The following is a 15698-nucleotide window of genomic DNA, read 5'->3' as shown; positions in this document are numbered from 1 at the left end:
CAACGAACATGTCCTATCTCGAAATAGATAATGTCAGCATCGGCTTCGGTCCGCCGAACAACCGGACGGAAGTCCTCAAGGATGTGAAGCTCTCCGTGGAGGAAAACGAGTTTGTCGCCGTGGTCGGATTCTCCGGCGCGGGCAAGTCGACCTTGATCTCCCTGCTTGCCGGATTGCTCACCCCGGATAACGGGCAAATCCGTATCCACGGCCAAGTGGTCAAGGAGCCCTCGCCGCGCCTTGGAATCATGTTCCAGAACTATTCACTGCTGCCATGGCTGAGTGTGTATGAGAACATCGAACTGGCGGTGAAGCAGGTCTTTCCTGAAATGAAGAAGGACGAGATGGACGCGCACATCCGCCGTTATATCGGAATGGTGAGCCTGCTTCCGGCGGTTGATAAGAAGCCGGGCGAACTGTCCGGTGGGATGCGTCAACGCGCTTCGCTGGCCCGCACGCTTTCGATGCAGCCGGAAATCCTGCTCCTCGACGAGCCGCTCTCCGCTTTGGATGCGTTGACCCGTGCGAATATCCAGGACGAGATCATCCGCATCTGGGAAAAGGATCGCCGCACGATCGTGATGATCACGAACGACGTCGACGAAGCCGTGCTCATGGCCGACCGTATCGTGCCGCTGACCATGGGGCCGGAGGCGACACTGGATGAGGCCTTTCCGGTGAATCTCGCACGTCCGCGCAACCGGACCACGCTGAATACCAATCCCGAGTTTCGTCATCTTCGCAACGAGATCGCCCGCTACATGGTGAGCTTGAACGAAGAGTCGAAGGCCATGAAGGCCGACCGGATCATCGATCTGCCCAGAGTGATGCCGATCGATTTCACTTCATATCCGCTCCGACCCGCCCGCGGCCGCCGCCGTCGTGTCATCGGAGAAATGATGAACCCGCGAACCACCTTTTTCAAATGATCAACGACGACCGTTACGTAGAAATCTTCAATTTGGTGAAAGCCTACCCAAACCCCTTTGGCGACGAGATCAAAGTGGTCGATGGCTTCAACCTGATCGTGCCGCGCGGTGATGTGGTGTCCATTATCGGACACTCCGGTTGCGGCAAGTCCACCGTGCTCAACATGATCGCCGGCCTCATTCCTATTTCGGACGGCGGGATCGTGGTGTCCGGCAAGGAAATCGACGGTCCCGGTCCGGACCGCTGTGTTGTGTTCCAGGCGCCATGCCTGTTGCCGTGGATGACCTCCTTCCAGAATGTCATGCTGGGGGTGAAGGTGAGCTACCCGCATGTGAGCAAGAAGGAACGCAAGGAAATCGTCGAAGCCTCCCTTTCGATGGTCGGTCTGGCCGACTCGATGCACAAGTATCCGCGGGAGATGTCCGGCGGGATGCAGCAGCGCGTAGGGATCGCCCGCGCGATCGCGCTCAAGCCGAAGATGCTGCTTCTCGACGAACCGCTCGGCCGTCTGGATTCACTGACCCGGATGGAGCTGCAGGACGTGATTCTCCGCATCCTGGACCAGGAAAAGATCACGACTATGATCATCACCCACGACCCCGACGAGGCGATCTTTATGTCCGACCGGATCTGCATGATGACCAACGGACCGCACGCCAAGGTCGGCGAAGTCATGGAGATCGATTTCGAACGTCCGCGCAGCCGCGAGGAGATTGTCGAAACCGATCTGTTCTACGACTACCGCCGGCGTCTGCTTGCCTTCCTCGACGACTGCGAAGCCGAGAAGGAAGAGCGTCGTTTGTTGAAGAAGGCGAAAGAAGAGAAAAAGGCCGCTGAATTGGCCAAAGCCAGCTGAAAGGAGGACTGACATGGGCGAGACATTTACAGTCAATCAGAAGCAATACCTGGAAGGTTTCTTTGCCGGCGTGAGCCAGCGGAGCAGCATGCCTTTCCTCGGGCAGAATGCGGCCGGCCAGTTTACCGACAACCCGGCCGAGGCGGAAGAGTCGGTCTATGGCACCCCGGTCGAGGACCTGTGCAAGGAAGAACAGATCAAGCTGGAACGTAACGGTCTCGATATCTGGGATACGATCGTCAGTGATTCCGAGGCGAAGCAGTTCCCGCAAGGCGGCGACGTGTTCCGCTACAAGTTTCACGGACTCTTCCATGTGGCGCCGGCCCAGGACTCCTTCATGCTCCGCTGCCGGATTGCCGGCTGCGCCTTGAAGTCCTTCCAGTTGGCCGGCCTCGCCGAGATCGCGGAAGACTGGGGGGGCGGTTATGCCGACGTGACCACCCGCGGGAATTTCCAGATCCGTGAAATCATGCCGCCGAACACGGTATCGGTCCTCACCAAGCTCGACGAGATCGGGCTGACCTCCAAGGGCTCCGGTGCGGACAACCTGCGCAATATCACGGCCAGCCCGACCAGCGGCTTCGATCCGGATGAAGTGCTTGATGTGCTGCCTTACGCCAAGGCCATGCATCATTACATCCTGAACAACCGCGACCTCTACGGCCTGCCGCGCAAGTTCAACATCTCCTTTGATAACGGCGGCCGGGTTTCTGTCTGTGCCGATACCAACGACATCGCGTTCTATGCGGTCAGTGTGGGCGAAGGGCAGGGCGTCGAACCGGGCATCTACTTTCGCGTTCAGCTCTGCGGCATCACCGGGCACAAGCAGTTCGCTTCCGACACCGGGCTCCTGGTCGAGCCGTCCAAAGCGGTTCCTTTGGCCGCCGCTATGGTTCGTGTCTTTATTGAGCACGGTGACCGCACCAACCGCAAGAAGGCGCGGTTGAAGTATCTGATCGATGACTGGGGCGTGGAAAAGTTCCTTGAGGAAACCCAACAGAAGGTGGCCTTCGATTTGGTCAAGCTACCGCTGGAGCAATGCGAACCCCGCCTGCCTGTGCTCAAACACGGCCACATCGGTGTGTATGACGAAAAGACCGCTGGCTACAACTATATCGGCGTGGTCATTCCGGTCGGTCGCATGTTGCCCGAGCAGATGAAATCCATCGCCAAGCTGGCCGATCAATACGGTCGCGGCGAAGTGCGTCTGACTGCCTGGCAGAACCTGATCATCCCCGGGATCAAGGACGAAGATGTCGAAGCCGTAAAGGCCGCGATCATCGAGGCCGGCTTCCATTACAGCTCGACCACGATTTCCGGCGGTCTTGTGGCCTGCACGGGCAATGCCGGATGCAAATATGCGGCCAGTAACACCAAGAGCCATGCGCTTCAGCTCGCCGAATTCCTGGAACAGGAAATCCATCTTGACCAGCCGATCAATATTCACCTGACCGGCTGCCCGCACTCCTGCGCGCAGCATTACATCGGCGATATCGGTCTGATTGGGGCCAAGGTCAAAGTGGGTGAGGAAAGTGTCGAAGGCTATGCCGTCGTGCTTGGTGGCGGAGTCGACGACAAGCAAGCCATCGCCCACGAAGTCTTTCCCGGTACCGCCTTCGAAGAACTCAAGCCGCTGCTCCTGCGCGTCCTGCAAACCTATCAGGAAAAGCGCGAAGGCCAGGAAACCTTCTGGGAATTCACCCGCCGCCATTCCGCGGACGAGCTCAAAGCCCTCTTCTCGGTCGCCGCATAAATGAAATGCTTTCTTCAGTTTGTAAGGCTTTGTAGAGAAGCGACGAGAGTCGCTTCTACGAATCTTGCATGCCTTGGCCTTAATCGAAGTCGCTTTCGCGTCTTCGCTACATCACCAATCCAGTAAAGTGCCTCCCGGACTCACAGTCGAAGATTCACCGCTTGAGATGCTCCTCCAAGAGCAGGCTACTTTGCAGACGCCGGTTGCCGTCTTCTCTGCGCATCATGAGCGCGCCGCGGTGGAACCGGAGCAGGCCCAATTTTACAAGCGTCTGCTGCCGCTCTCCAAACCGAAGACGGGCGAGCAGTATGCCTTCAAGGTCGACATGGACCGCTGCACGGGCTGCAAGGCCTGTGTCTCGGCCTGCCATAGCCTGAACGGCCTGGATGAGAACGAGACCTGGCGTGATGTGGGCACGATCCAAGGTGGCTGTGGCAGCGATGCCTATGCCCAGACGATTACCACGGCTTGCCACCACTGTGTGGACCCGGGCTGCCTGAACGGCTGTCCGGTGCTGGCCTACGAGAAGGATCCGGAAACCGGCATCGTGCGCCACCTTGATGACCAGTGCATTGGATGCCAATACTGCGTGCTCAAATGCCCTTACGATGTGCCGAAGTATTCAAAGAAGCTCGGCATCGTGCGCAAGTGTGACATGTGCCACAATCGCCTGGCTGAGGGGGAAGCACCCGCCTGCGTGCAGGCCTGCCCGACGGAAGCAATTAGTATCACTATTGTGGATACAAGTGGCATCCTCGAAAGCTCGAAGTCCGAGCGCGATTTCCTACCCGCCGCACCCGAGCCGTCCTACACCAAGCCGACAACACGCTACGTAACCAATAAGTTTATCCCCGCGAACGTGGAGGCTTCGGACAATTACGCCCTGCATCCGGAGCACGCGCACTATCCGCTGGTCTTCATGCTCACGCTCATGCAGTTGTCGGTCGGTTTGTATGCCGCAGCATTGCTGGCCGGGGAGGGGGCTGCCTCGACGGTCACTCGTGTCTTCGCCTTTGTTGCGATGTCTCTTGGTTTGATTGCTTCGACCTCGCACCTCGGACGTCCCCTTGGTGCATGGCGTGCGTTCCTAGGCCTTCGCAGGTCTTGGCTAAGCCGTGAAATCGTGGTCTTTGGCGGGTTTTCTGCGGTTGCAGGACTCTATACCGCTGCGGCCTTTCTACCTTTCATTCCCGAGATGATCGAGAAGCTGTCCGGCTACGGCACGCTGCTCATCGGCTTGGTCGGCACCTTTTGTTCGGTCATGATTTACCAGGACACCCAGCGTCCCTTCTGGCGCTTGCCGGTTTCCGGAGGGAAGTTCTTTGGGACCGCGATCCTGCTCGGGTTGGCCGGCTTCCTGAGCGTTCTTTCATTTACCGGGCTTCGTCCGTCCGGCTTGTTTGTGGTTTTGTTCCTGTTTGCCGCGCTCAAGTTCGGACTCGAAGCCCTGCAATTGCGTCTGCCTGCGGAAGGGGGCATGACCCCGGCACGAAAGAGCGCATTGCTCCTGCGCCGTCCGTTGAAGGCTTACACCTTTGCGCGTTTCGCCTTCGGCATCGCCGGAGTGCTTTGTTTCGCGGTACCCGGTTCACCGGTTCTCGGTGGGCTGGGCTTTCTCCTACTACTGACTGGCGAGCTGCTGGAACGAGCCTTGTTCTTCATGGCCGTGGCGGCTCCGAAAATGCCCGGATCGATTACCTCATGAGCACTGTCGATTTCATCAAGGACCAGATGCGCCTTCGTTGCATCGATGGCGTATTGACCGAGCGTCTGGTGCAAGAGCCGGCCGCTTATGGCTTGGGCCGTGTGCCCAGCTCCGCCAAGCCGGATGCCACCGTGAACAGTGTCTGCGGTTATTGCGGCACGGGTTGCTCTTTAAAGGTGCACTTGCAGGAAGGCTCTGCCGTGAACCTGAGTGCGAACACCAGCTATCCGGTCAATTTGGGCATGGCTTGCCCGAAGGGCTGGGAAGCGCTTGCACCGCTGAGCGCGACGGACCGCGCAACCACGCCTTTGCTTCGAGGCGAGGACGGCGAGCTGCGTGAAGTGTCCTGGGATGAAGCCATGCAGGCCTTCGTTTCGAAGTTCAAGGGCATCCAGTCCGAGCATGGACCGGCTGCGGTGTCTTTCCTCAGCACCGGCCAAATCGTGATGGAGGAAATGGCTTTTCTCGGTTCACTGGCCAAGTTCGGCATGGGCGTGATCCATGGTGACGGCAATACCCGTCAGTGCATGGCCACGGCAGTGACCGCCTACAAGCAATCCTTCGGCTACGACTCGCCGCCCTTTACCTATCAGGACTTCGAGGAGTCCGACGTGCTCGTTTTCGTGGGGGCCAACCCTTGCATTGCGCACCCGATCATGTGGCAACGTGTGATGCGCAACCAGCGCAACCCCGAGATTATCGTGGTCGATCCCCGCAAGACCGAGACCGCGATGGCCGCGACGACGCACCTGCAAATCTATCCGAAGTCCGATCTCATGCTCTTCTACGGACTGGCCGCCCGGATCGTCGAGCTTGGCTTGGTGGATCAGTCGTTCATTGATGCGCATACGAACGACTACGAAGGCTTCGTGGAATTCCTCAAGGACTACAGCCTCGACCGTGCTTCGGAGTTGAGCGGTATCGATGCCGCCGAGCTCGACCGTATCGCCCAACTGATCGGTTCCGGGAAGCGTGTCTCCTTCTGGTGGACCATGGGGGTGAACCAGAGCTACGAAGGCACCCGTCTGGCTCAATCGATGATCAATCTTGCGCTGATGACCGGCAATATCGGAAAGCCGGGAACGGGGGCCAACTCTATTACGGGACAGTGCAACGCGATGGGCTCGCGTCTCTTTAGTAATACGACCGGTTTGCTCGGCGGACGTAATTTCGAGAACGACGACGATCGCGCACATGTGGCCGAGATTCTCGGAATTCCGGTCGAGTGCATCCCGAATCAGCAAAGCCTTTCCTACTTCGAGATCCTTGATGCGGTGGACCGCGGGGAGATCAAGGGCTTGTGGTTGATCGCGACCAACTCCGCCCACTCGTGGATCAACCAGAGCCGCTTCCGTAAGATTCGGGAGAAGCTCGATTTCCTCGTGGTGCAGGATATGTATCACAGTACGGATTCCGCCCAGATCGCGGATCTGGTGCTGCCGGCGGCAGGTTGGGGGGAGAAGGACGGTGTCTTCATCAACTCGGAGCGACGCATCGGGCCGGTGCGGAAGGTACGCAAGGCCCCGGGGCAAGCCTTGTCCGATTTTAATATCTTCCGCTTGATTGCGCACTACTGGGGCTGCGCCGACCTATTCAAGGACTGGGATTCGCCGGAAGCCGCATTCCGCATCCTCGCCCGCTTGAGCGAGGGTATGCCCTGTGATTTTTCGGCAATCGAAGGCTATGAGCAGCTGAATGCTTCCGGTGGCATACAGTGGCCGTATCCGAAATCGAAGTACGCTGTGTCCGCAGGGGCACCCGTCGCCCGCGAGGACCGCCAACGCCGTCTCTTCGCGGACGGGCAATTTTTCCACTCCGACGGCAAGGCCCGGTTTATGTACGAGGCGCCGCGTGCCATGCCGGAACCGCCGGACGAGGACTATCCGGTCATCCTGCTCACCGGGCGGGGCACTTCCTCGCAGTGGCACACCCAGACGCGGACGGCGAAGTCGGATGTGTTGCGCAAGCTCTACCCGAAGAACCCCTATGCGGAAATCAGCTTGGAGGATGCCAAAGCCCTCGGGCTCGAACCGAACGGCAAGCTGGTGGTGGAATCACGGCGTGGGCGGGTCGAAGTGACTGCCGTGATCCTGCCCAGTGTGCAGCCCGGCCAGATCTTCATGCCGATGCATTACAAGCAAACCAACGAACTCACTTTTCCGGCTTACGACAGCTATTCGAAAGAGCCGTCCTACAAGGCCTGTGCCGTTAAAATTTCAAAACTCTAACTAACCAACCAGCGATTGTTATGACCAGCGCACCCTTCATTCCAGAAACCGCACCTTTTACCGAAGAGCAACGCTCTTGGCTGAACGGCTACCTTGCGGGATTGTTCTCCAGCGACTCAAGCTCCGGTTCGTCCGCGGCGGCGGCGACCACTCCGGTGACCATCCTTTTCGGTTCCCAGACCGGTACGGCCGAGGGGGTGAGCAAGAAAGCGGCAAAAGCACTCAAGGCCGCGAACTGCGACCCGAAGGTTGTGGATATGGGCGACTGCTCCATCGATGATCTAAAGTCGATCGAGAACCTGCTGCTCATCACCAGCACCTACGGCGAGGGCGAGCCGCCGGACAACGCCATGTCCTTGTTTGGGGCCTTGATGGCGGAGGGCGCGCCGACACTGGAAGGCTTGAACTTCGCGGTTCTTGGCTTGGGGGATTCCAGCTATCCGGACTTCTGCAAATGCAGCAAGGACTTAGATGCACGCCTGGAAGCGCTTGGTGCCAAGCGGGTTGCTGCGACCGTCGAATGCGACGGCGATCCCGACGAGCCCTATGCGGAATGGATCGCGGAGGTGCAGGCTGCTCTGGGGGACGCCGCTGCCGCCAGTGCCGCAGCTCCGGACGCGGACGAAGAAAGCGAAGACGAGGGTCCGAAGTTTGACCAGAAGAATCCCTATGCCGCCAAGTTGCTTAAATCCGAGAACCTGAACAAGCAAGGTTCCTCGAAGGCGACACACCACGTGGAGATTTCACTCGAAGGGTCCGGCATCGAATATGAGGTGGGGGATGCCCTCGGGGTGTGGCCGGAAAACAATGCGCATCTTGTGGATGAAATTATTGAAGCAGCGGGCTTCACGCCGGATGAGCTCACTCAGTTTCCCGATAAGTCCGAGGGGCAACTCTTTGACGCCCTGCACTTCCACTACGACGTCAGCGTGCTGACCGAAGCCTTCCTGCGTGCCTGTGCCCGCCTGACGAAGGATGAAACGCTCCAGGAAATCGTTTCGGATGATGTGAAGATCGCCGAATACCTCGCCGGTCGCGGCTTGGTCGACCCGATTGTGGATTTCGGGGTCAAGTTTCCGACCACCGAGTATCTGATCGCACCACTGAAGCAGCTGAAGCCGCGCCTGTATTCGATCTCTTCCAGCCCGAAGGCGCATCCGGGCGAGGTGCACCTGACAGTGGGCAAGGTGACCTATGACTTGCATGGCCGCAAGCGCATGGGGGTCTGCTCGACCTACCTGGCCGACCATAAGCTGGACACCCCGGTCAAGGTGTACCTGCATTCCAACAAAGCCTTCCGTTTGACCGGGAACGACGACGCACCCGCCATCATGATCGGGCCGGGTACCGGCATTGCTCCCTTCCGTGCCTTCCTCGAAGAACGCGAAGCCCGTGCGGCCAAGGGGAAGAATTGGCTCTTTTTCGGGGACCAGCATGCGTCCTGCGACTTCCTTTACGAAGACCAGATCGGCAAGTGGATGAAGAGCGGCTTGCTGACGAAGCTCGATACCGCCTTCTCCCGTGACCAGCAGGAAAAGATCTATGTGCAGGACCGGATCGTGGAGAATGCGGCCGAATTTTACACATGGCTCGAAGAGGGTGGTTGCATCTATATCTGCGGGGATGCTTCCCGCATGGCGAAGGATGTCGACAAGGCCATCCATACTGTGGTCGAAATCGCCGGCGGCAAGAGCCCTGAAGACGCCAAGGCCTATGTCGAGGCGCTCAAGAAGGAAAAGCGCTACCTGCGCGACGTGTATTGAGACGGATCTTCCGCCACTGCAGTTTCCGGTTCACGAAGTTCGATCACGAGTTCTTTTCCCAAGGCTTGGGCGACTTTGCGTAAGGTGGAGACTCGTGCATCGCTGGCTTGGTTTTCCAGACGTGAAATCACCGACTTCTTTGTGTGGATCGCGTTGGCGAGTTCCTCTTGGGTGACGCCTGCTTCGACGCGGGCTTCTTTAAGGAGTGCACCGACGAGGAACTCCTAGTAACCGGCTTCGTAGCCTGCCAGTTTTAAGTGGTGCGACCCCTCCGTCTGCGGCAAGCGCAGCCACCTCCCCTGAACCAGGGGAGGAGCTTTAAGTGTGTGTGCCTCTCCCTTCATTAGGAGAGAGGGGCTTGTCTCGGCGTCTCAACGAGAAGCCGGATGCCCGACACGTCCGCCGTCGCTTTAGCGGAGGAGGAAAAGGGCGGGGTGGTTTGCCGCGACTTACTTCTTGTTCAGTGCGGCGTCGAACCAGTTGCTGCCGAAGTCCTCGCGGCGGGGGCGGCCACCGCCGTTGCGGTTGTTGTCGCGCTTGCCGGGACCGCCGGGGCGGCCGCTGCGCTCACGCTTGCCGCCGATTTCCGGACGGGACTTCATCGACAGGCTGATACGGTTGCGCTCCAGGTCGATCTCCGTGACGGTCACCTCGACCTTGTCGCCGACCTTGACGATCTTGTTGGGATCGTCGACGAACTTGTCGGCCAGCTGGCTGACGTGAACGAGACCGTCCTGGTGGACGCCGACATCCACGAAAGCGCCAAAGGCCGCGACATTGGTGACGATGCCGGGGAGCTTCATCCCGAGTGTGAGGTCGGAGGGCTTTTCGATGCCCTCGGCAAACTGGAAGGCTTCAAACTGGGCACGCGGGTCCCGTCCCGGTTTGGCCAGTTCGTCCATGATGTCCCGCAGGGTGGGGAGTCCGACTTCTTCGGAGACATAGTTCTCCAGCTTGATCTTGTTGCGGGCGACGTTGCTCTGAATCAGTTCGGCGACACTGCAACCGGCGTCCGCAGCCATCCGTTCGACCAGCGGGTAGCGCTCGGGGTGTACGCCGCTTTGGTCGAGCGGGTTCTCCGCCGACCGGATGCGGAGGAAGCCGGCGCATTGCTCGTAGGCCTTCGGGCCCAGGCGGTTGACTTGGTTGAATTCCTCGCGCGTCTTGAAGGGCCCGTTTTCGCTGCGGTGGGCGACGATATTGCCAGCGATGCTTTCATTCAAGCCGGCGACATAGGCGAGCAGTTGCTTGCTGGCGGTGTTGACCTCCACTCCGACGTTGTTCACGCAGGAGATGACGGTGTCGTCGAGCTGCTTCTTGAGTGCATACTGATCGACATCGTGCTGGTACTGCCCGACCCCGATGGATTTCGGGTCGATTTTGACCAGCTCGGCCAGCGGGTCCATCAGGCGGCGGCCGATCGAAACGGCGCCACGCACGGTGATGTCTTCGTTGGGGAACTCATCGCGGGCGACTTCCGAAGCGGAGTAGATCGAGGCGCCGGATTCGTTGACGACCACGATGGCGATGCTGGCCGGCAGACCCAGGCTGCGGAAGAAATTCTCGGTTTCACGGCTGGCGGTGCCGTTTCCGATGGCGATGGCCTCGACCTTGTACTTTTCGACCAGGGCCTTGGCTTCTATTTTGGCACGGTCGATCTGTGCCGCACTGCCGGTACAGAAGAGCACATGGTTGAAGAGCAGCTTGCCCTGGGCGTCGAGCAGGACCGTCTTGCAGCCGGTACGGAATCCGGGGTCGACCGCCATCATGCGCTTTTGGCCGAGAGGCGAGGCGAGCAGGAGTTCACGCACATTGTCGCTGAAGACCTGGATCGCTGCGGTGTCCGCTTCCTTCTTTGCCCGCAGGCGTGTCTCCGCTTCCATCGAGTGTGAGAGCAGGCGCTTGTAGCTGTCCTCGACCGCTTTCTTGACCTCGCCGGCCGCAGAGCCCCGGCCATTGACGAATTGTTTTTCCAGGATGCCGATGGCGGTCTCCGCTTCCGGCAGGATGCGATGGAAGAGGAAGCCTTCCTTCTCGCCGCGGCGAATGGCGAGCACCCGGTGCGAAGGGGCCTTGGCGATCGGCTCCTTCCATTCGAAGTAGTCGCGGTATTTGGCGCCTTCGGTTTCCTTGCCGAACATGACTTCGGAGCTCAGTACGCCCTGTTTCCAGAACAAGTTGCGGAGCGCTTCGCGGGCATCCGCGTTGTCGCTGATCCACTCCGCCATGATATGGCGTGCCCCTTCCAACGCCTCGTCGGCATTGGCCACTTCCTTTTCGGCATCGATATAAGCCGTGGCCTGCTCCGCCGTATCGTTGGCATCCTGGTTTTCGAAGAGATACTGGGCGAGGGGTTCGAGTCCCTTTTCCTTGGCAATGGTCGCCTTGGTGCGCCGTTTCGGGCGGAAGGGCAGGTAGATGTCCTCCAGCTTCGCGAGTGTTTCAGCCCCGGCCAGCTTGCCCTTGAGTTCGTCGGTCAGGAGATTGCGCTCATCCAGCGACTTGAGGATCGATTCGCGGCGGGACTGGACGTCGGCCAGTTGTTGGAGGCGGTCGCGGATCGAGGTGATCGCCACTTCATCGAGCTCCCCGGTTTGCTCCTTGCGGTAGCGTGCGATGAAAGGGACGGTGCCGCCGTCCGCCAGCAGGGTGGCGGTTGCTGCGACCTGGTGTACTTTCAAGTTCAGTTCCTGGGAAATTTTATCGATGAACTCGGTCTTCTGCATGATTAATTCGTATGGGGAGTCGGGTTTGTGTATAAAAAAGCATCGGAAGATACGGAGATCGGCGGCGCTGAAAAGCAAAAGCAGGTCTGTTCCCTGGGTTTTTTTGGCGTCTACCCTTGGGCTTAGGTTTTCATAAGTCGCATGTATTATGCGACTTTACGTAAAGGCTTCTGTTTAGAGGGGTAGCGAAGAAAATGAATTCACTGCAGGTATGAAATCCATTCATGTTCTTAAAAGTGGCATTAATGATTCTGGCATGGAAGGTGATGAAAAGAGGCCGTGCGTATGCACGTACTCTAACAAGCAACTCGAAATGAAAAACCTGACGACAACCACCTCCCTTGCGGCCCTTGCACTCTTTGGTGCCGCTTTCACTTCCTCGGCTGATCCGGTCGAGTCTTTCCTGGACGAGCAATTCGGCACACTTGAAGAAACCGTGCCGGGTAAGTTCAGTGTTGATCTGCGCTTGCGCTACGAAGTCTTCGATCTTGACGGTGCCGGTACGCTAGCTGACGGCGGCCCGAAGGATCGTGACGGCACCTCTGTGCGTGTCCGCTACGGTTATACCACTCCCGACTTTGCCGGCTTCACCGCCATGGTCGAGGGGGAAACCCTGAGCCGCGTGGGCGGGGATTCGGACGACATCCATTTCCTGGATAACTTGGGTGATGGCACGGATTTGAACCAACTATGGGTCCAGTATGCGAACAAGGACTATGGCAAGGCCAAGGTCGGACGCCAAATCTACTTTCTCGATGACCATCGCTTTATCGGTCATGTGGGCTGGCGCCAAAACATCCAGACCTTCGACGCGGCGACTGCTGAATTTACCGGGATCGACAAGCTTTCGGTGAAAGCTTTTGCGCTGGAAGAACAGCACGCGGTGAACGGTACGCACAACGAGCTGGACGGCACCTATGGCGTGAATGTCTCGTATGCCTTCTTCCCGGGGTTGAAGCTGACCGGTTTTTACTACAACATCGAGGGCGACGATGTCGGCAATGCCGCGCAGTCGAACGAGACGGTGGGTGTTCGTGCGACCGGCGGCTTCAAGATCGATGAGGTCAAGTTCAGCTACGCAGCCAGCATTGCGGAGCAGGAGGACACGGGTCCTTCGCCCGTGGATTACGATGCGGGCTATATGGCGGGTGACCTCTCCGCTAATGTTTCCGGTGTGACACTTGGCGGTGGTTTCGAAATCCTTGAGGCAGGCTTCCGTACTCCATTGGCAACGGTACACAAGTTCAATGGTTTTGCGGATGCATACTTGCCGCTGACTGGCTTTACCAACGGGCTGGAAGACTTTTATGTCTATGTGGGCTATAAGATTCCGGTTGGAAACGGGATCAAAACCAAAGTCATCTACCACTGGTTCGATTCCGAATCGAAGGGTGCTTCCGGCCAGGACGGTGGTAATGAAATCGACCTCGTTGCCAGCTATGCGATCAACAAGTACACGTCGCTTGTGGCGAAGTACGGCGATTACGAAGAAGATGGCGGTGTGGGCAATGCCGGTGCTGCTGACAAGACCATGTTCACCTTTGAGCTGAACTTCAAATATTAAGCTTATTCCAATCCACTAGTGTTGTTGGTTTGCGCGCGGGGCTGTTCTACAGCCCCGCTTTTTTTGTTCATCGTGAATGGCACGGACTTAAGGCAATGACCCGTAGTGGCGACTTCAGTCGCCAGCAAGTCGACGCACCTGCAGGACGTAATATGGCAGCTAAAGCAGCCACTACCGCCCCAAGCCTCGATCGGCCCAAATATTCAATTCCCCTCATTAAGTCCGTGCTATTCTGGTTCATCGTCGATTTTCGGGCAAGAGCTTGTTGAAGTGGACGGATTCCCTCAGGTCAGACTAGCGTAAAGGTTATCCGTGGGCTCGTTCCCGCCGAGTAATTCCGTGGGTAGGCTTGATTGTGGACCCCTCCGCCCCGGTCGAGCCGGGCCACCTCCCCTTGCTGCACACAGAGGAGGAGTTTGAGTGTGTTGTTTGCTCCTGATGGCAACGCATTTAGTACGGGTACCTCACGATTCATTCCAAGTGGAGGCTGCAAAATAAAAGCTCCTCCTCTGGTCAGGGGAGGCTTGTCACGGCGTATCAAAGAGAAGACGGATGGCTGCGCTTGTCGCAGACGGAGGGGTCTGGGGATACGAGGACTCATGTCCAATGCCGTACTTTCCCGGAAATCGACGAGGAACTTTCAAGCAGCTGTGTGCATGGGGCCTTGGGGGAGGGCACTGTGCGTTTAGTAATGTCTTTCATAGCCCTGATAAATCTTGGGGGTCTTGCCTGAGTTTGTTTTGATTGATTTTGTATCTTTATAATGGATAGGGGGATGCGGTATTTCTGGCTGCCCGGTTTCGGCCCGGTTTCGGCCCGGGTCTGGTCCCGGACGGCTACCGCTGTGTGGGGAGTGCCTGGATCCGGTCTCATTTTTTATGCTTCCGGTTGCCGGTGCCGGGATTTATGCTATCTACTTTGTCGAAGACCCCGAGACTCCTTCAAAGACATGGAATTGACCTCATTTACAGATTACTCCCTGCGCGTCCTGATTTATCTGGCCCGTAACCGGGAGGAGTTGTCCTCGATCGGGGAACTTGCCGACTATTACGATTTGTCCCGCCACCATCTCGCGAAGATTGTGAATCGCTTGGCCGAATTGGGATACATAGACGCGATCCGTGGCAAGAACGGCGGCGTGCGCTTGGCTCAGGAACCGGCACAAATCAATATTGCCGCAGTCATTCGCCAAACCGAGCCCCATTTCAATCTCGTGGAGTGCATGGGGCCGAAAGGGCATGTATCGAAGTGCATGATACATGGTGATTGTAAGTTGAAAGGGGCGCTCGCCGTCGCGCGTGGGCACTTTTTTGCACACCTGGAGCAGTACACGCTCGCGGATGTGGCGACGACTTCGAAGGCGGTCTCCTGTGCCGGTGGGTAGTTGACTTGTAAGATTCTCTTAATCATCGACTTCGGCTGTATGAATGAAATTCATGCCGACCAGTTATTTTAAGCACGGCACTATGGTGCATAGATTGGCACGGTGTTCTATAAGTGGTATTCTGAATGCTATTTATGTCGCAGCTTCCTCGGGAGCGAACACACCTGACGACTAACTGAGACAAAACATGAAGAAATCGACTATCGCACTGATCGCCACCACCGCCATCGCCAGCACGAGCCTGCTCTCGCTGGTCGGCTGTGGAGAGGCTGAAGCCAGTGTAGAGCCCGGAGTTTCCTACCAAAAGCTCACGGATGCCCTGCACATGGTTCTGGAGAATGACCGTACCGTCTACACCAAGAATGTCGTGAACCGGCTGGTGAAGGATGAGAAAGTAATCAAAGCCAGCGAGCACTGGACGGAGGACAAGGCCTTGCCGCTTCCCGCCCAGATGTTTCGTATGGGTGCCGAGTTGACCGCCGAAAAGGAGGCCTGGTTCAGCTATTCGCTGCAATCGCTATGGCCGATCAACAAATCGAATGCCGCGGGGCAGACGGATGTTGAGAAGGAGGGGCTCGAGTTTATCGCCGAAAACGGCGGCAGCGCCCCGTATTACGGCCAAGAGACGCTGGGCGGCAAGGAGTACTTCACTGCCGTGTATGCCGACGTTGCCGTGGCACCGGTTTGCGTCAGCTGCCATAACAATCACAAGGACAGTCCGAAGACCGACTTCGAGCTGGGCGATGTGATGGGCGGCGTGGTCATCCGTATCCCGATGGATGGCTGAAC

Annotated in this window: 10 protein-coding genes and 1 pseudogene; 9 read left to right on the top strand and 2 right to left on the bottom strand. The window is 58.0% G+C overall.

Annotated elements, in window-relative coordinates:
• Positions 1 to 8: 8 nt before the first annotated feature.
• From O2597_RS01290 to O2597_RS01265, 6 genes are all read left to right on the top strand, one after another.
• Positions 9 to 929 carry an ABC transporter ATP-binding protein gene (locus tag O2597_RS01290; RefSeq protein ID WP_269522362.1) on the top strand — a complete coding sequence of 307 codons (921 nt, stop codon included), beginning with the start codon at positions 9 to 11 and terminating at the stop codon, positions 927 to 929.
• Positions 926 to 1786, top strand: a complete 861-nt coding sequence (locus tag O2597_RS01285) for an ABC transporter ATP-binding protein (protein ID WP_269522361.1) — start codon at positions 926 to 928, stop codon at positions 1784 to 1786. The genes O2597_RS01290 and O2597_RS01285 overlap by 4 nt, the downstream gene beginning before the upstream one ends.
• 13 nt (positions 1787 to 1799) lie before the next feature.
• Positions 1800 to 3539, top strand: a complete 1740-nt coding sequence (locus O2597_RS01280; protein WP_269522360.1) for a NirA family protein — start codon at positions 1800 to 1802, stop codon at positions 3537 to 3539.
• A 127-nt stretch (positions 3540 to 3666) separates the two neighbouring features.
• Positions 3667 to 5244, top strand: a complete 1578-nt coding sequence (locus O2597_RS01275) for a DmsC/YnfH family molybdoenzyme membrane anchor subunit (protein WP_269522359.1) — start codon at positions 3667 to 3669, stop codon at positions 5242 to 5244.
• Entirely contained in the window at positions 5241 to 7472 is a 2232-nt protein-coding gene (locus tag O2597_RS01270; protein WP_269522358.1) for a molybdopterin oxidoreductase family protein, read from the top strand. Before O2597_RS01275 ends, O2597_RS01270 begins: the two co-directional genes overlap by 4 nt.
• Before the next feature lie 20 nt (positions 7473 to 7492).
• A complete protein-coding gene (locus O2597_RS01265; protein WP_269522357.1) occupies positions 7493 to 9235 on the top strand; it encodes a diflavin oxidoreductase in 1743 nt (580 codons plus the stop codon).
• Here the strand turns inward: O2597_RS01265 and O2597_RS01260 are convergent.
• Both O2597_RS01260 and O2597_RS01255 read right to left on the bottom strand, forming a co-directional pair.
• A pseudogene (locus O2597_RS01260) lies at positions 9214 to 9438 on the bottom strand (helix-turn-helix domain-containing protein); the annotation flags it as partial. The gene O2597_RS01265 and the pseudogene O2597_RS01260 overlap by 22 nt on opposite strands.
• 246 nt (positions 9439 to 9684) lie before the next feature.
• Entirely contained in the window at positions 9685 to 11961 is a 2277-nt protein-coding gene (locus O2597_RS01255; RefSeq protein ID WP_269522356.1) for a Tex family protein, read from the bottom strand.
• A gap of 313 nt (positions 11962 to 12274) precedes the next feature.
• Between O2597_RS01255 and O2597_RS01250 the strand changes: the two genes are divergently transcribed.
• From O2597_RS01250 to O2597_RS01240, 3 genes are all read left to right on the top strand, one after another.
• Positions 12275 to 13525 carry an alginate export family protein gene (locus O2597_RS01250; RefSeq protein WP_269522355.1) on the top strand — a complete coding sequence of 417 codons (1251 nt, stop codon included), beginning with the start codon at positions 12275 to 12277 and terminating at the stop codon, positions 13523 to 13525.
• Between the two features lie 949 nt (positions 13526 to 14474).
• Positions 14475 to 14909, top strand: a complete 435-nt coding sequence (locus O2597_RS01245) for an Rrf2 family transcriptional regulator (RefSeq protein WP_269522354.1) — start codon at positions 14475 to 14477, stop codon at positions 14907 to 14909.
• A 187-nt stretch (positions 14910 to 15096) separates the two neighbouring features.
• Entirely contained in the window at positions 15097 to 15696 is a 600-nt protein-coding gene (locus O2597_RS01240; RefSeq protein WP_269522353.1) for a Tll0287-like domain-containing protein, read from the top strand.
• Positions 15697 to 15698 lie beyond the last annotated feature (2 nt).

This window comes from Coraliomargarita parva, assembly GCF_027257905.1.
GTDB classification, from domain to species: Bacteria; Verrucomicrobiota; Verrucomicrobiia; order Opitutales; family Coraliomargaritaceae; genus Coraliomargarita_A; species Coraliomargarita_A parva.
The sequence above is the reverse complement of the archived record's forward strand: the minus strand, read 5'-3'. Positions and strand labels throughout refer to the sequence as shown.